Origin of the sequence: Fodinibius salipaludis (assembly GCF_002287075.1) — a bacterium.
In the GTDB taxonomy this organism is placed as follows: domain Bacteria; phylum Bacteroidota; class Rhodothermia; order Balneolales; family Balneolaceae; genus Fodinibius; species Fodinibius salipaludis.
Map to the genome: position 1 here is coordinate 251911 of NZ_NSKE01000005.1, position 21845 is coordinate 273755.

The following is a 21845-nucleotide window of genomic DNA, read 5'->3' on the forward strand; positions in this document are numbered from 1 at the left end:
TCTAATACAACTTGGCCAGTTTTTGAAACTGGCCAAGTCTAAACCAAGATTATTATGAAAGAGATCAAAGCTTTTATTCGAACCAACATGATCGATTATGTTATTGACGCCCTTGAAAATCTTGAGGATGCCCCCGGCATCACGCTCAGTGACGTGCGCGGCTGGGGACATGCCCAAGAAAAAGAAGCGGCTCAACTAGTCCAACGCATTAAGCTAGAAACTGTCGTACCCACAAATAGAGTTGATGAAATAATTTCGGTGATCGTTGAAAAGGGGCACACTGGAAACTACGGAGACGGAAAGATATTTGTATCCAACGTAGAAAAAGCTGTACGAATCCGAACCGGGGAAACCGATGACGATGTCATACGATAACCAACGTCCCATCACTATCCCCGAGACTGTCACTGCTTGACCGCAGTGACAGTTTTCTCAAATTATCATACCTTTTAAGTTATGGATCACAAACATTTTCATATTAAAAACATGGTGTGCAGCCATTGTGCTGAAGTTCTGCAGGAAAAACTCACCGATGCCGGCTTCGAGGTCCAAAAGATTGAACTCGGCGAACTTTACCTATCCGAAACTGTTACCGAAAAAGATTATGAGCGATTGGTATCCATTATTCGCAATAATGGCTTTGACATCATCGATGATGAAAATAGCCGTACTGTAGAACAGATTAAGCAGCTCATTATTCAGCAAGTTCGGTCAGAAGAACCATTAGAAAAGAACCTGTCGGATTATCTCTCTGAGAACATCCACAAAGACTATCAACACCTTAGTCGCCTGTTTTCGGGAGTCGAAGGCAAGTCTATCGAGCGTTACTTTATACTACAGAAAATTGAACGGGCCAAAGAACTCATCGTTTATGATGAAAAGACGCTTGGCCAGATTGCTCTGGAACTTGACTATAGCAGCCAGCAACATTTCTCCCGGCAGTTCAAAAAAGAAACCGGGTTGTCGCCGTCGCATTTCAAAGAGATCAAAGAGAACAAACGAAATTCAATTGATCGGCTATGAGCAACATTGCTGTTAACAGGATCCGCTTCTGCTCAAACCACTGTCGGGCCTGCTGTCCGCATGACACCTTAAAACCCGCTGTCCCAAACTCATTGTCCGCATAATTTTGCACAAGATTCACATAAAGATGCAAGCACTCTTTGCGACCGGCAGTTATCTTGGAAGTAGAATTTGAAGTCGAAGAAAACAATTTCATGCTATGATTGAAGTAAATGCTCATACTAATGACGATATTCTTGCCATCAAGGCATCCGGCAAGCTTTCAAAAGAAGACTTGGATGACCTAGAACCGGCTTTAAACAAGTTTGCAACTGCATCTGATGACCCCCATTTAATCATGATACTGGAAGATTTTGGGGGATGGCAGGATACCGCAGCATTTTGGAAAGACTTGCAGCTTGATGCCGAATACATTGGATATTTTGATCGAATTGCGGTAGTGGGAGATAAAAAATGGCAAGAGTGGGGTACGAAGCTCGTCGATCCCATCACCAAGGAAGAGATGCAATTCTTTCCCATTGATCAAGCCGAGAGTGCGTGGGAATGGCTCAAACAAAATCACAACTGAATAATCATGACATTTATAAAAAAATATAAAGAGGCCATTGCCAGCGCCCTGTTTTTAGCAGCGGCCTTGATTGTTGAACACGCGTTTTCGTTTTCCAGTCAGGCCTATGTGTATTTGCCACTATATGGACTTTCATATATTGTTGTCGGCGGACCGGTGTGGATGAAAGCGTTCAAGTCTATAAAAAGCGGCACCATATTCAGTGAGTTCTTGCTGATGGGCATTGCCACTGTTGGTGCTTTTGCCATTGGCGAATATGCTGAAGGGGTAGCCGTCATGCTCTTCTACATGGTAGGCGAATACGCCCAGGATGGAGCGGTGAACCGGGCAAAGCAATCCATTAAGAGCCTGATAGATCAACAACCGGACACGGCTACGGTAGAGCGCAATGGGACAACGGAAAGCGTCCATCCCTCCAAGATTGAAACAGGTGAAATCATCCAGGTAAAACCCGGCGAAAAAGTACCACTTGATGGCGAGCTCCTTACCGAAAAGGCTTCCTTTAATACCGCAGCCCTGACCGGTGAATCAAAACCCATGAGTCGGGAATCGGGTGAAGAGGTATGGGCCGGTTCAATCAACCAGGACCGACCGGTCCGCATTAAAGTAACCAGCGGCTATGAGGATACAAAGCTATCCAACATTTTAACGATGGTCCAGGAAGCTTCCAAGCGAAAAGCCCCGACGCAACGGTTTATGACGAGGTTTGCCAGTATCTATACCCCCATCGTCGTTTGGCTGGCGGTAGCTCTTACATTCGTCCCGTATTTTGTGGTTGAAAACTATGTCTTTCAGGATTGGTTTTACCGAGCCCTTATTTTCCTCGTTGTCTCTTGCCCATGTGGATTAGTTATTTCCATTCCCCTCGGTTATTTCGGTGGTATCGGGGCAGCCTCCCGAAACGGCATTCTGCTTAAAGGTTCGGATTTCCTTGATCAGCTGCGAAAGATGAAAACCCTGTTCATGGACAAAACGGGCACGATGACCGAAGGCAGCTTTGAGGTTCGCTATATCCATCCCGTGAATGGATATAGCCAGGAAGAATTGCTTAGACTGGCCGCTTCCCTGGAACAGGACTCCACTCATCCGATAGCAAAAGCGATCCTCAACCGCACCAATGGGCAACAGCTGCACCCCGTAGAAAATCAGCAGGAAATTTCCGGCAAAGGATTAAAAGGCAGCGTCAACGGGAAAACTGTTGTCGTCGGAAACAGTGACCTATTAAAACAGGAGGGTATCAGCATTTCTTCCACCGATGTTGATGATCCTTATACCTATGTACATGTGGCCGAGGATGGCATACATGTTGGTACCATCAGCATTGCCGACCAGATCAAGGAGGATAGCAAGCAAGCTATTGAGGACCTTCGAAAACATGGTGTCAACGAAATCGTGATGCTGTCCGGAGATAACCAAGAAGTGGTCGACCATGTATCTCGAAAGCTGGGGTTGGATCATGCGTATGGAAGCCTGTTACCTGACGAAAAATATCGACACGTCGAGCAAGCGCTAAGCCCATCCAAAACAGTAGGATTTATTGGAGATGGGGTCAATGATGCTCCAGTCATTACACTGGCCGACATCGGGATAGCCATGGGCGGTATTGGATCGGATGCGACCGTTGAAACGGCCGATGTGGTTATTCAAACCGATCAGCCATCCAAGATACCAATGGCTATTGAGATCGCAAACTTTACGCATCGCATCGTATGGCAAAACATCGGTTTTGCGTTGGGGATTAAAGTCCTGGTGATGGTCCTGGCTACCCTAGGAATGGCTACCATGTGGGAAGCTATATTTGCTGATGTTGGTGTAGCCCTTATTGCTATCGGCAACGCCATCCGCATCCAGAATAAGTACTCCGATAAGGGATTTAGCCTTACTGCTAAAAGCGATTCTACAAGTCAAGTAGAAGAGCAAGCTAACGCTTGTTGTGAAATCTAAGAATTTAGTCATTAGGTCTCGGTACTACAAAAAGTACTATATTATCTTGCTAAGATCTTTACTCCATCTATTTATTACTTATGTATTTGATCAATCGATGTTAGAGACCAACTACGCTTAGTATTAAACTGAATAGACCATCTTAGAAACTTTATTCTGAAATTCTCTCCTGAACTAATCCATAGCAAACAGGTTTGGTGTTCCCTCAATTTATTATGGCCACCTAGTTTCTTATCTTCTTGTAGCTATTTTACAACTAACGTAACCTATTGACAGCAAACATCAGGAAATACCGACATGCTATATTGTTCCTGCTGATTACCTTGGCAGCAAATATAGTTTTGCCTTCCGCACTTCATGCGGTCAACCTGTTCTGTCAAATGGCGAGCACGCCACAAGTTGTGGCTAATGTTTCTAATGAGTCTGTAGAATGCTGCCCGAAGATTAACGCAGAAAATACGGACAGTTCCACAAACAAAGATCAGATAGACAGTTGCACCTTCAGGGAAGTTTGCCAGCAAGCTTTCTCCCATTCCTTTATTGACCTGACGAGCCTGTTGCCCGTAGAAAAATTGTTTACTGAAGCTATCGGGCCGATCCAAACAGTTTCCCATCACATTCAGGGTAACGGACTATTCATAAACCTTCCGCTGGATAATTCGTTATCTTATTCTACTCCTCCCATCTTCTTGATAAACAGCACTTTTCTGAATTAGCAACTCTTCTCTAAGCGATACTATTAGGAGGGCTTTCCATATCCTCGCATCTAATTACATAGCCTTAGCTCCTAACCAAATAGTATCCAATCCACCTCACTGATTTTTAATTCAATAACTCTATATCCTTTAAAAATGAAATACCAAACTTCACGATCATATTTCTTGGCAGTTCTCGTCCTGTTTATCGGCATTATTGGCTGCTCCCAGGGAAAACAAGATAAAACCAATACAACAGATGATGTAGCCCTTGCACAACCCAAACCGATCAATGTGACGATGTACAAAAATCCGAACTGCAAGTGTTGCTCCAAGTGGGCCACCTACATGGAGGAAAACGGATTTTCAGTGACCGAGCAGCCGACAGATACGCTTGCCTCCGTTAAGAAACAAAAAGATGTTCCGGATAAACTCAGTGCCTGCCATACGGCAGTTGTCAGGGGATATATCGTAGAAGGGCATGTCCCGGCCAAAGCAGTTCGGGAACTGCTTAAAAAACAACCCAACGCCAAGGGTATTACCGTGCCCGGCATGCCGGCTCAATCCCCGGGTATGGCGGAAGAGCCCGGACCAGTTGACGTATACTTTTTTAATGGGCCCGACCAAGTCGCCTATTTTGGAAAGATTAAACCATAAATGACGCTATGACATCTAAAAACAAATACAAATACCTGTTTATACTGGGAGTGCTCATTGCTGCAGGCTTTGCCCTGGCAGATTCACTGGGCTTTTTTAATCCCAAACCGTACACAGCCGTAAATCACGGCTCACACAATCATTACGTCCCTGAAAACCGAGATTCAGGAGTGGGCATCAACAAATTTCCCATGGAGGAGCCGGGACCCAGAGAGATAATTACGCCAACCGGTCAAATCGTCCGAAAGGATAAATGGGAATCTCAGCAAGCCGATTCGGCAGCCCAAAAACCTTGAGGTCGACAACTTAAACTGCTTATTCTCCCCTTCACTATAGAAATATAGGGGTAATAAATTGTTCAACCGAAAACTGCTTACACTATGAAATACTTTATCTATTCAATGTTGTTGATTGCTTTCACAGCTTGTGGAGCGGAACAGAACGAAACTACAGAACAACAGGGTATGGGAAGTGCCACTGCCAAGAAAGTGGAACACCTTGATCCTGCTTCCGCCCCGTTACATGAGGCTAAAAAAGAAGCCCCCGCCACGGATTTCGAGATCACGCTCCTGAGTGGAGAACCGTTTCGCCTCTCCGATCAAAAAGGAAAAGTCGTACTGATGAATATCTGGGCTACCTGGTGTGCACCATGCCGGGAAGAGACTCCTGATCTTGTTGCCTTATACGAAAAATACAAAGACCAGGGATATGTCACGCTCGGTGTCTCAGTTGACGAACAGGGCGAATCGGTAGTGCGTCCGTTTATGGAAGAGTATAACGTTACCTATCCGATGTACATCGACACCGACGGTACCGTTATGGAAAAATACGGTCCTACGATGGGCATCCCGACGACCTATATTATCGGCCGGAAGGGTAATCTCCGATACTTTGCCGTGGGAGCACTGACCAATAAAGAACTTGAACCCCGTTTGAAAGAGCTTCTGGCAGAAGAAAGGTAATCCTAATCCCCAATTGCCCCTACCACCTATGAACATTCAAAAAAATCTCGTTCCACTACTTTTCACTTTTCTTCTATCCAGTATTGGTCCCCTGCTCCAAGCCCAGCCTGTGGGTAGTACCGGGAAAGTATCCACCGAAGTCAAACTCTCGCAAAATGTAATCCCAGCTGGAGACTCTATGGCTGTGGCAGTAGAAATGAATATCGATGATACCTGGCACGTCAATGCGCAAAAACCCACGCTCGATTATTTGATCGGTACTGAGCTGAGCCTTGATTCTCTTTCGGGGTTCAGTATGAGCGGAATACAATATCCCGATTCGGAACGATTCACCTTTGCCTTTGCCGATGAGCCTATCGATGTATATCAGGGCAATGCCCCAATATTTTTTACGCTCACTACTACCCCCGATATATCCCCCGGATCGTACACCATAACAGGCACCCTGCGCGTTCAGGCATGCAATGATAACTCTTGTCTGCCACCATCAACCCTTGATATTTCCATTCCTGTTGAAGTGGCCGCAGCCAATACCGGATACAAATCCATCAATCAAGATCTATTTGAGGACTATGGGCAAACATCGACAGCCGGCAATTCTTCAACGTTGTTGCCTGACAATTCCATTGCCACTATGTTCAGTGAACGCGGGGCTGTCTGGGCATTCTTAAGTATTTTCCTGATTGGACTGGCGCTTAATCTAACCCCTTGTGTGTATCCCATGCTCTCGGTCACCGTGTCGCTGTTTGGCGGACGTGCTGATCAACAAATAAGTGCATATCAGTCTTTTACAAAGGCTTTAATTTACATATTGGGCATTGTCTTTATGTACAGCGTACTGGGGGTAGCGGCTGCCTACACGGGCAGTCTGTTTGGAAGCTGGCTACAAAGTTCAGTCGTTTTGGCTGCAGTGGGGGGAATTCTGCTGGCTATGGCATTGAGTATGTTCGGACTTTATGAGTTGCAGCCACCACAATGGGTATTGCAAAAGCTGGGTGGATCCCAACGGTCTGTAGGGCCTGTAGGTCTTTTTCTTTCTGGGGTAATGGTAGGTATTTTTGCAGCCCCCTGCATCGGACCACCAGTAATCGCCCTGCTGACATTTGTAGGTGCCCAAGGTAACCCATTGTTTGGCTTTTTTACCTTCTTTGTGATGGCATTCGGTCTTGGGCTTCCGTATCTCGTCCTCGGTACCTTCAGCAGTCTACTGTCCAAACTTCCGAAATCCGGGGAATGGATGGTGTGGGTCAAAAAGGTATTTGGAGTAGTTTTGATCGGCGCTGCCCTGTTTTTCCTTGCTCTGGCCTGGTTTCCTCAATACGTACTGTATATCCTCCCCCCGACACTTATCCTGGGTGGCATCTACCTCGGATTTATGGAATCCTCCGGACAAAACCTTAAAACATTTAACCGCGTTAAACGAATAGTGGGTGTTGCCGGTATAATTGGTGGTGTTCTATTCACTATGAATCTGACAAAACCAACAGTTCAATGGGAATCATATCATCCCGATAAACTGGAAAAAGCGGCCCAGGCAGGAACACCCGTAGTACTCGATTTTTATGCTGACTGGTGCGTGCCATGCCTGGAGTTGGATCGGATCACGTTTACCAATGAAGAAGTTATCTCTGCACTGCAATCCTACCGAACGATAAAAGTCGACCTCACCGATTATGAATCCCCCGAAGCTGAAGCAATACGCAAAAAGTTTGGCGTGGCTGGCGTACCCACGATCATATTTCTGAATAAAAACGGAATAGAAATCAAAGAGTCACGAGTGGTTGGATTTGTAGGAGCTAAAGAATTTCTGAAACGAATACCAGAATGATTCAACCCAATCTCATCCTGTCGCAGCAATCAGCTCGTGTACGTATTCATCAGGAATGCTCAACACAAATTAGTTGTGTTGGGGATTACCATTTTTTAGAAATAAAAATTAAGCTTTTTAAGCTTAATTTAAGCCTCTTCTTCCTATAATACCTGAAAACCAAGGCCCATAATCTATGGGTTACCACAATAAATAGCTTAAGGATGGTATTATGGAACATTCTCACCAAGACATGAAGCACGATCATAATCACAGTGGCAATCAGCATCACGACCATGAACATAACCACGAAAATCATAGAGAACACAAGCACTCCGGTGGGCATGCTGAACACCACGCCCACATGGCCGAGGATTTTCTGAAGCGTTTTTGGATATCCATTGCCCTAACCATTCCTATCCTGATTCTTTCTCACATGATTCAGGGGTTCTTGGGATTAGGAGATACCCTCCAGTTTACCGGTGATACCTATATCTCATTCATCCTTTCTAGCATCGTGTTCTTTTATGGTGGGTGGCCATTTTTGAAGGGCCTCTACGACGAGGTAAGTGATCGCCAGCCCGGAATGATGACCCTGATCGGTGTTGCCATTACGGCCGCTTACGTATATAGCACTCTCGTAGTCTTTGCAGTAGAAGGACAGGTTTTCTTCTGGGAGCTAGCCACCTTGGTGGATATTATGCTGATCGGCCATTATATCGAGATGAAGTCGGTGATGAGCGCCTCTCGTGCGTTAGAAGAGCTGGCCAAACTCATGCCTTCGGAAGCGCATGTTGTGCAAGACGATGGATCAACAAAAGATGTCCCGCTTGAGGAGCTTCAGAAAGGATTTAAGGTGCTGGTAAAACCTGGTGAGAAGATTCCTGCAGATGGTGTTGTCCTGGAGGGGAAAAGTTCAGTTAACGAATCACTGATGACGGGAGAATCTAAGCCCGTGTCCAAACAAAAAGACGATGAAGTAATCGGGGGATCTATTAATGGAGAAGGATCTCTTACTATTGAAGTTAACCGGACGGGGGAAGACTCCTTTCTCTCCCAGGTCATTGACCTTGTACGGCAGGCACAAGAAAGCAAATCTCGAACACAGGACTTGGCTAACCGTGCAGCATTTTGGCTAACAATCATTGCCTTAGGTGCCGGTGCGCTTACCTTCTTTGCGTGGACTTTCTTTACCACCGAAAATTTTGTATTCGCCCTGGAACGTACGGTTACCGTAATGGTGATTGCCTGTCCGCATGCGCTGGGACTGGCCGTACCGCTGGTCGTAGCCGTATCCACCAGCCTGGCCGCCCAAAATGGATTCCTGATCCGCAACCGTACCGCTTTTGAGGAAGCCCGCAATCTTGGAGCTATCATCTTCGATAAAACGGGAACACTTACCCATGGTGAGTTTGGCGTAACTGATGTACTGACATTCAATGGCTTCGACGATAAGGAACAACTCTTGAGCCTTGCCGGCTCGCTGGAGCAAAACTCTGAACATCCTATCGCCCGTGGCATCGTAAAAGCAACCGACGGGTTGATGAAAGTAGAGGAGTTCAACTCTATCACAGGAAAAGGAATAGAAGGTCGCGTAGATGGCAAACAGATCAAAGTAGTGAGCCCCGGCTACCTGCGTGAACATAACATTGACCATCCAACAGAACAGTACGAGCAGCTTTCAGGACAGGGGAAAACGGTGGTGTTCGTAATTATTAACGACCAACTTCAGGGGGCAATCGCCCTTGGCGACAGTATCCGGGATGATTCCCGCGAGGCTATTCAAAGCCTCCATGATATGGGTATTCAGTGTATTATGCTCACCGGCGATAACCGGCAAACAGCCGCCTATGTTGCCAACGAGCTTGGACTGGATGATTTCTTTGCCGAGGTATTGCCCGAGGAAAAAGCCGCCAAAATAAAAGAAGTGCAACAACGCGGACTCAAAGTAGCTATGACAGGCGACGGAGTGAACGACGCTCCCGCCCTGGCGCAGGCAGACGTGGGTATTGCCATCGGGGCCGGTTCTGATGTCGCTGTAGAGACCGGTGATATCATTCTCACCCAGAGTAACCCGAAGGATGTAGCTTCACTAATTGCACTTGCAAAAGCGACCTACAAGAAAATGGTACAAAACCTATGGTGGGCTACGGGATACAACGCCTTCGCGATACCGTTGGCCGCAGGAGTTTTATACACCTACGGGATAATCCTGAGCCCCGCCCTTGGTGCTGTGCTAATGTCACTCAGTACGGTAATTGTGGCTATCAATGCCCGTTTTCTTAAAATCGAACGCTAAATGTGAGGTTATCATGAAACTTGTCAAAGCTTATATACGGCCAATGCTACTGGAAGATGTATATACGGCACTCCGAAACGAAGGGTATTGCTGCATGACTGTCTTCGAAGGCGAAGGCACAGGTCGATTCAGTGACCCCGAGGATCAGCACGGATCTCTAAGCTTCCCAGCCATGCATTCGCATGTAGCAAAAATTGAGATTGCTGCAGAAACCGAAAATGTAGACGCAATTACCGAAATCATCAAAAAACATGGCCGGACTGGTCATAAAGGAGACGGTATCGTTTTTGTCAGCCCTATTGAACAAGTGACCCGAATTCGAGATGGGAAACAGGGGGCTGGTATACTCAATTAATCTCAACACTTTAAGGTTACCTTAAGGGAAACAGCCGTATGTTAGAGTAGAATGTTTATAAGCTATTAAATCAAAAAATTCTTAACTCATGGAATATTTTACTTCAAAAACAGTCGATCTTCCCTTTGATCAGGCCATCGAAAAAGTTACCGACCTTCTCAAAGAAGAGGGATTCGGCGTACTGACGGAAATCGACGTCAAAGACACGTTAAAAAAGAAACTGGACGTGGATTTCAAAAAGTATAAAACCTGGGAGCCTGCAATCCAAATTTTGCTCACAAGGCACTGCAGGCAGAAGACAAGATTGGCGTGATGCTACCCTGTAACGTCATTGTAGAAGAAAATGAAGATGGCACGGTAGAAGTTTCCGCCGTCAACCCGGTCGCTTCGATGCAGGCTGTATCCAATGATGGACTTCAGCCTATTGCTGACGAGGTCCGAAAAAGGTTAGAAAAGGTAATCAGCAACCTATAACAAGAAATTAAACTGGAATTTAATCCAACTAAAAGGTGACTACTATGAAACGCTTAACACTTATACTATCAGCACTTTTCCTTATCACTAGTTTAGGTTTTGCCCAACAGCAGAACAACGATATGCAAAAGAAAAAACAGCAGATGCAGGAAATGATGCAAGATTCCACCATGCGCACTATGATGATGGAACACATGGCTCAGAATCCCGAAATGCGCAAGAAAATGATGCAGCATATGATGAATTCCGAAGATATGGATCACTCAGCCATGATGGATAATATGGAGAAAATGATGAACGATCCTGAAATGAAAGAGCGCATGCAGAAACATATGGAGATGATGCAATCTATGATGGAAGATGGCGAAATGAATCACTCCAAAATGATGGAGATGATGGGCGAATCATCCATGATGAAGATGCATATGAAATGTATGCAGATGATGGGCGACCAGGGGATGATGAACAAAAAAGATGGCATGAAAGGCAGTAACCATCAACAACACCACAACTGATCATGGACTGGCTAAATGCCCTTAATACTCATTGGGCCCCAGCCCTTTGGATTCTGATGGCCGGGGTCTCTCTTCTGATCTGGTACTTTGCCCTACGTAGAAAACACCAGAATGAAATCAGAAACGCAGCTATCGAAATTCACCGGAGACGATTACAAACCGGTGAAATTTCAAAGGAAGAGTTTAACTGGCTCAAGCAATCGTTATCCAACAACTGACCTCTAAGAAAATGAGCAAGCATACGCTTTGGATGATTATAGGATGTGGTATTCCGCTACTGCTGCTTTTCTTCGCTCCCTTCTTGGGACTGAATAGCAATGTGACATTTTTTCTTTTTATCGTAGCCATGTTTCTATGCCATATCCTGATGATCGGTCATCACCACAAAGGATCAGATCATGATGTTCCTCAACACTAACCTATTGGAGAAACAACTATGAAAACACTAAACATCAAAAAAATGGGGCTGGCCATTGGCACAACCGGCGCTGTTCTTTATATCGGTTGTATCATCCTGATGGTTTCGGTGGGAAGAGAGGGAACTATTTTCTTCTTTAACAGCCTTTTGCATGGACTGGATGTAGAACCCATAATTCGTATGAGTGTCCCGGCATTGGATGCATTTTTTGGGATCATACAAACCTTTATCCTGGGTTGGCTGGTTGGTGCATTAATAGCGGCTATATACAATATTGGATTGGGTGCGGATGAACAGGTGGAAAGTAATCCATCATGAAATGGTCGCTATACATCGGCAAACCAGCAGGCATTAAAGTCTTTATCCATTGGACCTTCATCCTGCTGGTCATTTGGCTCTCCTGGATGCACCTGCAACTAGGGCACGGACTTTTTGAAATTATAACAGGGTTGTTCTTTCTGGTCTTGCTGTTTGCTTGTGTTACGCTGCACGAATTTGGACATGCTCTGGCAGCTCGTCAGTATGGGATCGACACACAGGATATCAATTTATTGCCCATTGGTGGAGTAGCAAGGCTTGAGCGAATGCCCGAAGATCCCAGGCAAGAATTAGTTGTTGCGGCTGCCGGTCCTGCAGTAAATGTGGTCATTGCCATTGTGCTATTCTTGTTGATAATTGTAACCGGACAGAGCCAATTGGATATTAGCCATCACGTAACGGGGAGTAATTTCCTGTCTGATTTGCTCGCAATTAACATCATTCTGGTCCTTTTCAACTTAATACCGGCATTTCCAATGGATGGAGGCCGCATGCTTCGGGCCTTGTTGGCCTTTAAGATGAAGCGTGCCAAAGCCACCCAAGTTGCTGCCTCAGTAGGACAACTACTGGCCATAGGCTTCATCCTGTTTGGACTTTTTTACAATCCGTTTCTACTATTTATCGGGGTATTTGTATTTCTTGGTGCCGGTGCTGAATCGCGACAGGTTTCTATGGCAGAATCTATGAAACTGATATCAGCAAAAGATGTCATGACCGGAAATTTCCAAAGTATTTCACTGAGTGCCACAGTAGCACAAGCCACTTCTCTGATGCTTGAAAACCAATCCTCAGAACTTGTTGTCACAAACGGAGATCAATTTGTGGGAATCGTCTCCTTTAGATTCGTTATCCAAGCAATTCAGGAAGGCAAATCAGAACAACCAATAATTGATCTAATTCAGGAAGATGTTAAGACCTTTGAACCCAATTTAGTATTGGCTGATGTAATTGATGTCCTTCGATTGGAAAACCAAACCCTTTATCCAGTCATTGAAAACGGCAAACTTAAAGGGATAATTACACATTCCAATCTGAATAAGATACTTCTTGATAAACAGGCAGCCCCACAAAATCAAGATTAAGAAAACTCCTCTCCTAATTTAAGCTTGTTTTAAGGCGCCTGTTCCTATCTTACTAATAGTTTAAATACAGTTCTGGCTGTATTTACCAACCGTTAATTAAAACATCAGTATTATGTTTTACGATCATCACTTTATAGGCATGCACTGGATATGGTGGCTCATTGTGGTTGGTATTATCCTTCTGGTTGTTTTCAATGTCATCCCCTATCGCCCCAAAACAGAACTGGAAGAAAATGCCATGGAAATATTAAAGAAAAGATTTGCCCGCGGGGAAATTGAACGGGAAGAGTTTGAGGAACGGAAAAAAATCTTAAAACAAAGCAATTAAATTTAAGGCTAAACCTATGAAGAAAATTAAAGTTGCCGTAAATGGCTATGGAGTAATCGGGAAAAGAGTAGCGGAGGCAGTAACCCTACAGGATGATATGGAGCTTATTGGCATTGGAGATGTAGCTGCCGACTGGAGAATTCAATCAGCTGAATCAAAAGGATACTCCATATTTGCCAATACCGAAGATGGGCGAAAATTGATGACCAGCAAAAACATCCAGATAGCCGGCGGTCTTGATGATCTGCTTGACGGTGCCGATGTAGTTGTGGACTGTGCTCCCAAAAAGTTCGGAGCCCAAAATGCCGAAAAATATAAACTTGCCAGTGTGAAATATATCGTACAAGGTGGTGAGAAGCATCAAACTACTGGTCACTCTTTCAGTGCCGAATCCAACTATGGTTCAACGGTAGGAAGAGATGCAACGAGAGTTGTCTCCTGCAACACCACCTCCATTGTACGAACCCTGAATGCATTGAAACGGGCCGGATTGCTTAAAAAAGCGCGCGGTACTCTGCTGCGGCGAGCCACCGACCCATGGGAAAGCCATAAAAATGGCATCATGAATACGATGGTACCTGAACCAGACATACCCAGTCATCAAGGCCCCGATGCCCAAAGCGTGGATCCCGAGCTGGATGTCGTAACCGCAGCTGTAAAAGTACCCCAAACACTTTCTCACCTGCACTACTGGACTGTTCAATTGACCCGGGAAGCATCCAAAGAAGAAGTGCTGGAAGCGTTTGGCACCTCTTCCCGAACCGCTTTTATACGCATGGATAATGAATTATCAGCAAATAATGCTGTGAAAGAATTAATGCTGGATATAGGCCGTCCCCATGGTGATATGTACGAGGTGGCCATATGGGAAGATATGTTGAAAGTGGAGGGAGACGAGCTTTACTACGCCTACCTGGTTGATAACCAGGCCATTGTAATTCCCGAAACCATCGATGCCATTCGAGCACTAACTGGCATAGAATCCAATCCCGAAAAATCGATAGACAAAACAAATCGATCACTGGGTATTAAGCAACGGTTCATTTAGAAAATGATCCATTTCCATTACCAAAAACTCTTTTAACTGAACGGAATAATTATATGGAACTAGGAATTGAACATTCAGGAGCCTGGGTTATAGCGCTTTTTGTTATCGTTATTGCTTCCTGGCTATTATACAAGTATATGGCACCCAAAACCTGGCGGGAGTGGGTGGGAGCCGGGTTGATTCAGAGCTTTATTATCGCGTTGTATGCAGAGATGTATGGCTTCCCACTTACTATTTATCTGATGGTTCGGTTCTTGGGGTTGGATAGTGGTAGTGGTGACCTAAATGCCAATCTTTGGTCTACTTTAGTGGGCGTTGGTGAAACTGGTATGATGATCTCGATGATTCTGGGCTATGCCTTACTTTTTATTGGCTTCGGAATTTTTATCCAGGGCTGGCGTCAGCTTTACCATGCCAAGCAGGAAAACAGGCTGGCAACCGACGGATTATACAGCCTGGTCAGACATCCCCAATACACCGGATTGTTTATCGGGCTTTTTGGAGAGGGGGTTATTCACTGGCCGACTATATTTTCCGTGGGTCTTTTTCCAGTTATCATTCTCATTTATGTCCTGCTTGCCCGAAGGGAAGAGAAGAAAGTAATTGAAGAATTTGGGGAAGAATACCTCGAATATAAGCAGAAGGTACCGGCCTTCCTTCCTGTCAAAGGTAAGTGGAAACAGTTTATTCAACGGTCCGGTAATACTGGACAATCAAATTTGTAGTTATTTCAATCCAATAATGGTCTAATATATGGTACCGATCACAGTCACCAAAGCTTCTGGAGAAAAAGAGCCATTTGATGAAAATAAACTTCGGCGTTCACTCAACAGTGCAGGTGCTGATCAACAAATTATTGATCGAATTGCAAATGCAATCAGTGGGATACTCTATGATGGCATTTCCACTCAGGAGATCTATAAAAGGGCTTTTCGACTGCTTAGACAGTATTCTGATCGTTCCGCCGGACGTTATAAGTTAAAAGAAGCATTATTAGAGCTGGGACCTACTGGTTACCCCTTTGAAAAGTTTGTTGGTGAACTACTTAAGAGATTAGGGTACCATACTGAAACAGGAATAGTTGTAGAGGGCAACTGCGTATCCCATGAAATTGACGTGATTGCTGAAAAGGATGACAAGCATTTCATGATAGAATGCAAATTCCACAACCGTAAAGGGCATACATGTAATGTGAAAGTCCCGCTCTACATTCAATCACGATTCCAGGATGTGGAAAGAAACTGGAGCAATCAATCCGGTCACGAAGATAAACAACACCAGGGTTGGGTGGTTACCAATACCCGATTTACCAAAGATGCCCTGCAGTATGGGAATTGTATCGGTCTTAAACTATTAAGTTGGGATTATCCCCAAAATAATGGGCTTAAAGATCTTATTAGCCAAGTGAATCTCCATCCTGTAACCTGTCTTTCAACCCTTAGTAAAAAAGATAAACAGCAGCTGCTTCAGCAAAATGTCATTTTTTGTCAACAGTTATGTGAGAATGATAAGATCCTAACAAGTATAGGACTGGACAATCGCAAGAAGAACCAAGTATTGAAGGAAGCTCAGGATATCTGTAATGTCAATAAATATTAAGTAACCAAATGAAATACTTAGATAATGTGCGTACTGAAATAAATGCTACTTTAATTATTTACTGCAAAGAGTGGTGCCACTATCTTCACGAGCTGGTAAACCTGCTTCGGGAGAAACAGCAATCATTCACCTTTATCGATTTGCGGTTTGACACGCAAAAAGCAAAAGAGTTGATATCTGAACTGGGCAATCCCCTGATTCTTCCAGTACTCTCCTTTGACGGGATATATCATGAAAAGCCACCGATTTCAAGAGTTGCAAATATTCTGAAACGGATACCTTTGGAGGAAACAAATTGATCAAAATTACTATGGTATATTACCATCAGAAGTCGATTAATAACCACTATGACTATGAGAACGATAAATGTCACAAAAGCCTCTGGAGAAAAAGAACCTTTCGATAAGGCTAAGCTCCGCCGAATGCTGGTTGCTACTGGCGCTGATTCAGAAGTAATTGAACAAATAATAAAGTCTATTCAAAATAAGCTCTATGAGGGCATCTCTACCCAGAGAATAACGGAAGAAGCTTTTCAACAGCTAAAGGAAAAGTCAGATAACATAAAATTCAGTAGTTCTCCGGCGGAACATGAAATACCTCCCGATTTTGATAACAACAGAATTGATACACTACAGCGTCACGCTTTTGATTATTTTTTGCACGAAACAAACCCGAGTAATGGCCTGGTAGCAGACAATTCACAGTTAGGAGCACCCGCTAGCATCGCATCGGTCGGCTTTGCATTGGGAGCCTATGTGGTAGGCGTTGAACGCGACTGGATATCACGAAGGGAAGCAATTCAACGTACCTTATCCACCCTGCGCTTCTTTTGGACCAGCGAGCAAAGTCCCGCTCCAAGTGCTACCGGACACAAAGGTTTCTATTATCATTTTCTGGATATGAAGACTGGGAAACGTGCTGGTAAGTGCGAATTGTCGACGATCGATACCGGTATTCTGCTGGCTGGCATGCTACTGGCTGCCGCTTTTTTTGACCGCGATACCAAACAGGAACAGGAAATACGTACCCTGGCCGATGACATTTATCGCCGCGTCGATTGGAAATGGGCTTGCAACGGTAAGGCCACAATCACCCACGGGTGGACACCGAAGGACGGCTTTCTGCCCTATCGGTGGGAAGGCTATGACGAGGCCGGGCTCCTGTACTTCCTCGCCCTCGGCTCTCCGTCTCAACCATTATCAAAGGAAAGCTACAAAGCCTGGACATCTACCTATGAATGGAAAAAGATATATGGCTATGAATTCATCTATGGCGGACCGCTGTTTATCCACCAATACTCCCACATCTGGATCGATTTTCGTGGAATCCAGGACGATTTTATGCGGGAAAAAGGAATCGACTATTTTGAGAACAGCCGTCGTGCTACCTATATCCAGCAAGAATACGCCATACGAAATCCATTGGATTTTAAAGGCTATGGGAAAAGTTTCTGGGGAATAACAGCCAGCGATGGCCCGGGTTGGAGTACCAAAAAAGTTAACGGCATTGAACGCTCCTTCTTCGGCTATATCGCCCGTGGCGCACCCTACGGCCCCGATGATGGCACGGTTGCCCCGTGGGCTGTCCTCACATCACTCCCCTTCGCCCCTGAAATTGTCTTGCCAACTATCCAAAATTTCCAAGACGTGTATCCCCAGATTACAGGGAAATATTGCCTGAGATGTAGTTTCAATCTCAGTTATCCCAACAACCAAAAAACTCAGGATGGGTGGACGTCTTCCTATCATTATGGTATCAATCTTGGGCCGGTTGTCTTGATGATCGAAAACTATAGGACCGGACTGATCTGGAAGCTTATGCGTGGATCCAGACATCTTGTGAATGGATTAAAAAAAGCAGGATTTAGAAACGGATGGTTATGAATCCTATTAAAAGAAGTTTATCATGAATTAACTTTAACTAGAAAAGAGAGTTGTGATGAATAAAAAAGACATTGGACTTTATCTATTAACAATAGGACTCCTCGTTTTTCTATCCTCCTGTCAAATGGGAGGCTCTGGCTACATGAGTGAAGAGCAACGAGAGGAATTAGAAACCGCCTATGATTCTCTGCAATCTAATTACAAAATGCTGCTGGCAAACTACGAAGACGCAACGGACACACTGCCTTCGGACTTACAATCGGTTTACCGCCAGATTCAGAAAATGCACAGCGACATGGATGTCAGCCACCGCCAAATGATGGCAGGAAACATGGGGCGTCATATGCAGGGTGATAATATGATGGCTGAAGGCATGGGCATGCACATGCAAAGTCATATGACCGGTGAGTGGTATAGCCAGATGATGGGCATGCACGACCAGATGGCCCGAATGCACCAGCGGATGGGGCAGCAAAATATGGCCCAAATGAACCGTCGTCTCTCCGAAGAATATGGCAATATGAGAAAAATGATTCCCGGCCTGGATGAACCCGGCGAGGTGCCTTTTAACAAGGAAGGAGATCCGGCATTATTGAATGGTGAAAACCTGTATTCTCAAAACTGCGCCTCCTGTCATGGAAGTAATGCCAAGGGGGTATCAGGGGCATTCCCACCACTAGTCGATTCAGAGTGGATTACCAGCGATAAATCTGTTCCCGTCCGTATTTTACTTCATGGCCTGCAGGGTGAGATTGAAGTACAAGAACAAGAATATCAAGGCAGCATGCCTTCTTTTAAAGCACGGCTCAGTGCAGCGGAAATGGCTGCTATTTTGAATTATCTAAGGGATGAAAGCGTAGGTAATCATTCGAATATTTCCCAAGAAGACATCATCCGAATTAGCAACACCTACAGCGACCGAGCTACTCCTTGGAATGCAGAAGAGTTGAATGAACAAGAACATGGCAACCAATAATATGCATGCCGAATCTAAAAAAACGGGACTTGTTCTTTGTGGAGGCGGGGCCCAAGGGGCTGCTGAAATTGGTTTCTATCAAGCTATGGTGGAACAGGGAGTAAAGCCGGATTTTATTATTGGTACTTCAATTGGGGCTATTAACGGAGCTTTCATAGCTTCTGGATTAGATATAAATCAATTAAAAGAACTATGGAAAGGAATTTCAGAACAGAAACTTTACCGGTTCAACCCGGAGCTTCTATGGAAATGGGGTAATGCTTCTAGTTTGTTCAAACCCACAGGTATAAAACATTTCCTGAAAAGGAATCTACCAGTCGATACTTTTGAAGAACTTGATATCCCGCTGACGGTAGTAGCAACCGACCTTCAAAAAGCTGGTTCCACCTATATTAATAACGGTAAATTACAACCTGCCCTGCTAGCAAGTTGTGCCCTACCAGTATATTTTCCTCCGCAAATTATAAATGGTAATCAAATGGTTGATGGAGGAATCACCAACAACATCCCTATAGACAAAGCTTACGAGCTGGGAGCAGATGCCATTTATTGCATGTTGAGCGATTGCAGGCACCAGTTTAAAAACACGGTAAATGGATTGTTTAATATGATCATTCGTACTGCCCAAGTTAGCCAACACGAAAAGTTGAGAAATGATATTCAAAAAATTGCTGCAAATACAGAGCTGTACCTCTTGGATCTCTGTATTAATACCCGTCTCACGAGCGTGCTGGATTTCAGCAAGACTGAAATGATCATTGAAGAAGCATACCAGTTTTCCAAACGAGCCCTGGAGCAAGGATATGGGTGCGTTCCTTTGCCAATTGACCGCTCTTAAAAGTCTACCCGAAATCTTACAAAAACTTGATCCAGCTCTTCCCAACTGTTAAATAGTGTTCCTTCTTCTCCCCAAATCAAAAATGCCCCTAATCCGGCTTCTAAATTGTCGATGGCCTGGTAGGTAAGCTCAGGCGATAGCCCGTATCCCAGCTGTTTCCAATCGTTAACTTCCAGGGTATTATTCAAAGCAACTAACACATCTTCATTTAAAAAATCCTGCTCAAGTCCTATTACAAAATAGTCGTTCAAATTTCCTGTCCCCCGCTCGGTGTAAAATCCATGCATCCACTGGGTATTCAGGTAGATACCATTTGTGAAAGTATAATCACCACCGAGCGTAAACTTCAGATAGGGTTTATCTACCAATTGGATTTCCCGGCTTGAAAAACCATTTACATCTGAAATTAACTCCACCTTTTCAGGTAAGAACAGACCAGCCTCTCCCCATAGTCCTATTCCCGAAAGCTCAGTCACAACATCAGCTCCAATAACCTGCATCCTAGGGAATTCCATCTCTATCTGGGGCTGTAGTGGCGGAGAGATAGTCAAGCTTGTTGCTATAGGGATATCATCATAGCCATTAAAGTAAATAAGGGAATAATCCCATTTATCGATGCTGCCATCCCAGCGAAAGGCAAACATGCTGTTTGCAGGCGTCCGGTCGGGAAGGTTCAATTCGTCATTGAATGTACCCAAATCACCTAGAAAAAGGCCGGCCCCATTCCGCGGAAGCAGAACCGGGGTAATGCCCGGCAGCCATACTCCCGTTAACCGGTTGTCATCAAAATACCATGTCCCCTTGAACGCCCAAGAAGTAGCCATCTCGGTAAAATTAACGAGGTCGGAGAAATCATTGGGGTTCAGGTTGTCGGTGGGATTCAGTTTGTCGGCCCGTCCCCAGGCAATGCGTTGTTTTCCCATGCGGATGTCCAAATCATCAAACAAGAATCCATAAACATCGATAAAAGCCTCCCACACCGAAAGCTCATGGGGAAATTCGGATTCCAGGCGTTCCAAGTCACTAAGCGACTGCGTCTCGGGAAAATCATAAAAACGGAAATCCAGGCTGCTAAATAGATAGAGTTGAGCACCCACCGGGGCTTTCATTTCCAATCGAAACTGGTTGTAAAAGTTATCGATATAGGTGCTGTCTCCGCCCGTCACAAACCGCTTGTCCAACTGTAGGAAACCGCTAAGGGTGGGTTGGGCATTAGTCAGCTGCGTATTGATCGTGAGCAAGAACATGAGGGAAAGCCCCATACTTATAAATAACGATATGACTCTTTTTCGGACCATCACTGATCACCGGATGGGTCGTTTGAGAGAGCGTTCACTGAATTCCCTGTCTGAGAGCCCCTGATCAAACCGGATATCAGACAGTTCCATCACCGTTTCGTGGTTTTTATCTAACGATTTCATTCTCATCACTTTGCCCATCCAATAGCCATCGATTTTTTCTACATTATCAATCGTCAATTCCTTAATCTTCTCCTCTTCCCCGTCGTAAAATTCAACTTTACGCAATACATAGTTGGACGTATCGGCGAAAATTATCAAATGGTGGTAGTTAACATCCGCATGGGGCTGAGGTTCCAGTAACAACCGGTATTGCCCATTTTCCATCGACAGATCTTGGGCTATATAATCCTCCGAATAACTGCTGCGAGACATATCTTCATAGGTAAAATCGGTACCCATAAAATTTTCGTTGGTTGCAGATGATGCGATTCTCCGAACTTTCCTGAAAGCCGGCAAATAAAGATAAAGCCGGTCAGATGCCAGCCGTAGAAATCCCACGCCGCGCACATCGGCCGGTTCAAGGAACCGCACCATGCGCAGTTCACTGCCCTTCTGGTTGATGCGCACTTTGCGTTCCTTCTGGTTGCCGCCGCGGCCGATAAGAGTCATGGTCTCATTGGCCGTCATGTCCTCAAAAGCGTTCTGCACTGAATCGACTTTGGCCAGGACCATATCAGGTGATTGTCCCCATGAAGGAAACGCATAAAATATCAGTATCAGAATTGGTAGGAATAATTTAAACCGTCTCATAATGC

At 44.9% G+C, this 21845-nt stretch carries 25 protein-coding genes and 1 pseudogene; 24 read left to right on the forward strand and 2 right to left on the reverse strand.

Going from position 1 to position 21845, the window contains the following annotated elements; genetic code table 11:
- The first annotated feature begins 54 nt into the window (after positions 1 to 54).
- The 24 genes and pseudogenes from CK503_RS08570 to CK503_RS08685 all read left to right on the forward strand — a co-directional run bounded on the left by CK503_RS08570 (position 55) and on the right by CK503_RS08685 (position 19789).
- On the forward strand, positions 55 to 375 hold the full coding sequence (locus CK503_RS08570; RefSeq protein WP_095606389.1) for a P-II family nitrogen regulator: 321 nt from the start codon (positions 55 to 57) through the stop codon (positions 373 to 375).
- A gap of 81 nt (positions 376 to 456) precedes the next feature.
- Complete coding sequence (locus tag CK503_RS08575) at positions 457 to 1023, forward strand: helix-turn-helix domain-containing protein (RefSeq protein ID WP_095606390.1); 567 nt, start codon at positions 457 to 459, stop codon at positions 1021 to 1023.
- A 199-nt stretch (positions 1024 to 1222) separates the two neighbouring features.
- Positions 1223 to 1591 (forward strand): SpoIIAA family protein, encoded by a 369-nt coding sequence (locus tag CK503_RS08580; RefSeq protein WP_095606391.1) that lies wholly within the window; start codon positions 1223 to 1225, stop codon positions 1589 to 1591.
- A gap of 6 nt (positions 1592 to 1597) precedes the next feature.
- Positions 1598 to 3535, forward strand: coding sequence for a heavy metal translocating P-type ATPase (locus CK503_RS08585; RefSeq protein ID WP_255233366.1), 1938 nt, complete (start codon positions 1598 to 1600; stop codon positions 3533 to 3535).
- Between the two features lie 380 nt (positions 3536 to 3915).
- Positions 3916 to 4251, forward strand: a complete 336-nt coding sequence (locus CK503_RS15990) for a hypothetical protein (RefSeq protein ID WP_141239907.1) — start codon at positions 3916 to 3918, stop codon at positions 4249 to 4251.
- 135 nt (positions 4252 to 4386) lie between these two features.
- The gene (locus CK503_RS08590) at positions 4387 to 4887 is read left to right on the forward strand and encodes a DUF411 domain-containing protein (RefSeq protein ID WP_095606393.1); all 501 of its coding nucleotides are present in this window, start codon (positions 4387 to 4389) and stop codon (positions 4885 to 4887) included.
- A gap of 8 nt (positions 4888 to 4895) precedes the next feature.
- On the forward strand, positions 4896 to 5183 hold the full coding sequence (locus CK503_RS08595; RefSeq protein WP_095606394.1) for a hypothetical protein: 288 nt from the start codon (positions 4896 to 4898) through the stop codon (positions 5181 to 5183).
- 84 nt (positions 5184 to 5267) lie between these two features.
- Positions 5268 to 5849: a TlpA disulfide reductase family protein gene (locus tag CK503_RS08600; protein ID WP_095606395.1), complete on the forward strand. Its 582-nt coding sequence runs from the start codon at positions 5268 to 5270 to the stop codon at positions 5847 to 5849.
- 28 nt (positions 5850 to 5877) lie between these two features.
- The gene (locus CK503_RS08605) at positions 5878 to 7677 is read left to right on the forward strand and encodes a protein-disulfide reductase DsbD family protein (RefSeq protein ID WP_095606396.1); all 1800 of its coding nucleotides are present in this window, start codon (positions 5878 to 5880) and stop codon (positions 7675 to 7677) included.
- 211 nt (positions 7678 to 7888) lie between these two features.
- On the forward strand, positions 7889 to 9955 hold the full coding sequence (locus CK503_RS08610) for a heavy metal translocating P-type ATPase (protein ID WP_095606397.1): 2067 nt from the start codon (positions 7889 to 7891) through the stop codon (positions 9953 to 9955).
- Between the two features lie 13 nt (positions 9956 to 9968).
- The gene (locus CK503_RS08615) at positions 9969 to 10310 is read left to right on the forward strand and encodes a P-II family nitrogen regulator (protein WP_176466258.1); all 342 of its coding nucleotides are present in this window, start codon (positions 9969 to 9971) and stop codon (positions 10308 to 10310) included.
- A gap of 88 nt (positions 10311 to 10398) precedes the next feature.
- Positions 10399 to 10784: pseudogene (locus CK503_RS16450) on the forward strand (DUF302 domain-containing protein).
- A gap of 44 nt (positions 10785 to 10828) precedes the next feature.
- Positions 10829 to 11299 (forward strand): hypothetical protein, encoded by a 471-nt coding sequence (locus CK503_RS08625; protein ID WP_095606398.1) that lies wholly within the window; start codon positions 10829 to 10831, stop codon positions 11297 to 11299.
- A gap of 229 nt (positions 11300 to 11528) precedes the next feature.
- A complete protein-coding gene (locus tag CK503_RS08635) occupies positions 11529 to 11717 on the forward strand; it encodes a hypothetical protein (RefSeq protein ID WP_095606400.1) in 189 nt (62 codons plus the stop codon).
- 18 nt (positions 11718 to 11735) lie between these two features.
- Positions 11736 to 12035: a DUF5676 family membrane protein gene (locus CK503_RS08640; protein WP_095606401.1), complete on the forward strand. Its 300-nt coding sequence runs from the start codon at positions 11736 to 11738 to the stop codon at positions 12033 to 12035.
- A complete protein-coding gene (locus CK503_RS08645) occupies positions 12032 to 13117 on the forward strand; it encodes a site-2 protease family protein (protein ID WP_095606402.1) in 1086 nt (361 codons plus the stop codon). The genes CK503_RS08640 and CK503_RS08645 overlap by 4 nt, the downstream gene beginning before the upstream one ends.
- A gap of 112 nt (positions 13118 to 13229) precedes the next feature.
- Positions 13230 to 13445, forward strand: a complete 216-nt coding sequence (locus CK503_RS08650; protein ID WP_217988376.1) for an SHOCT domain-containing protein — start codon at positions 13230 to 13232, stop codon at positions 13443 to 13445.
- A 16-nt stretch (positions 13446 to 13461) separates the two neighbouring features.
- A complete protein-coding gene (locus CK503_RS08655) occupies positions 13462 to 14493 on the forward strand; it encodes a type II glyceraldehyde-3-phosphate dehydrogenase (RefSeq protein ID WP_095606404.1) in 1032 nt (343 codons plus the stop codon).
- Positions 14494 to 14546: 53 nt separating this feature from the next.
- The gene (locus CK503_RS08660) at positions 14547 to 15218 is read left to right on the forward strand and encodes a methyltransferase family protein (protein WP_095606405.1); all 672 of its coding nucleotides are present in this window, start codon (positions 14547 to 14549) and stop codon (positions 15216 to 15218) included.
- A 28-nt stretch (positions 15219 to 15246) separates the two neighbouring features.
- Positions 15247 to 16092, forward strand: a complete 846-nt coding sequence (locus CK503_RS08665) for an ATP cone domain-containing protein (RefSeq protein WP_095606406.1) — start codon at positions 15247 to 15249, stop codon at positions 16090 to 16092.
- Positions 16093 to 16100: 8 nt separating this feature from the next.
- Positions 16101 to 16391 carry a glutaredoxin family protein gene (locus CK503_RS08670; protein ID WP_095606407.1) on the forward strand — a complete coding sequence of 97 codons (291 nt, stop codon included), beginning with the start codon at positions 16101 to 16103 and terminating at the stop codon, positions 16389 to 16391.
- Positions 16392 to 16445: 54 nt separating this feature from the next.
- Positions 16446 to 17975 (forward strand): glucoamylase family protein, encoded by a 1530-nt coding sequence (locus CK503_RS08675; RefSeq protein ID WP_217988377.1) that lies wholly within the window; start codon positions 16446 to 16448, stop codon positions 17973 to 17975.
- A 55-nt stretch (positions 17976 to 18030) separates the two neighbouring features.
- A complete protein-coding gene (locus tag CK503_RS08680; RefSeq protein WP_095606409.1) occupies positions 18031 to 18951 on the forward strand; it encodes a c-type cytochrome in 921 nt (306 codons plus the stop codon).
- Positions 18938 to 19789 carry a patatin-like phospholipase family protein gene (locus CK503_RS08685; protein ID WP_176466259.1) on the forward strand — a complete coding sequence of 284 codons (852 nt, stop codon included), beginning with the start codon at positions 18938 to 18940 and terminating at the stop codon, positions 19787 to 19789. The genes CK503_RS08680 and CK503_RS08685 overlap by 14 nt, the downstream gene beginning before the upstream one ends.
- Here the strand turns inward: CK503_RS08685 and CK503_RS08690 are convergent.
- Positions 19786 to 21051 (reverse strand): DUF1302 family protein, encoded by a 1266-nt coding sequence (locus CK503_RS08690; protein ID WP_095606411.1) that lies wholly within the window; start codon positions 21049 to 21051, stop codon positions 19786 to 19788. The genes CK503_RS08685 and CK503_RS08690 overlap by 4 nt on opposite strands.
- A 42-nt stretch (positions 21052 to 21093) precedes the next feature.
- On the reverse strand, positions 21094 to 21840 hold the full coding sequence (locus CK503_RS08695; protein ID WP_095606412.1) for an outer membrane lipoprotein-sorting protein: 747 nt from the start codon (positions 21838 to 21840) through the stop codon (positions 21094 to 21096).
- Positions 21841 to 21845: the final 5 nt, after the last annotated feature.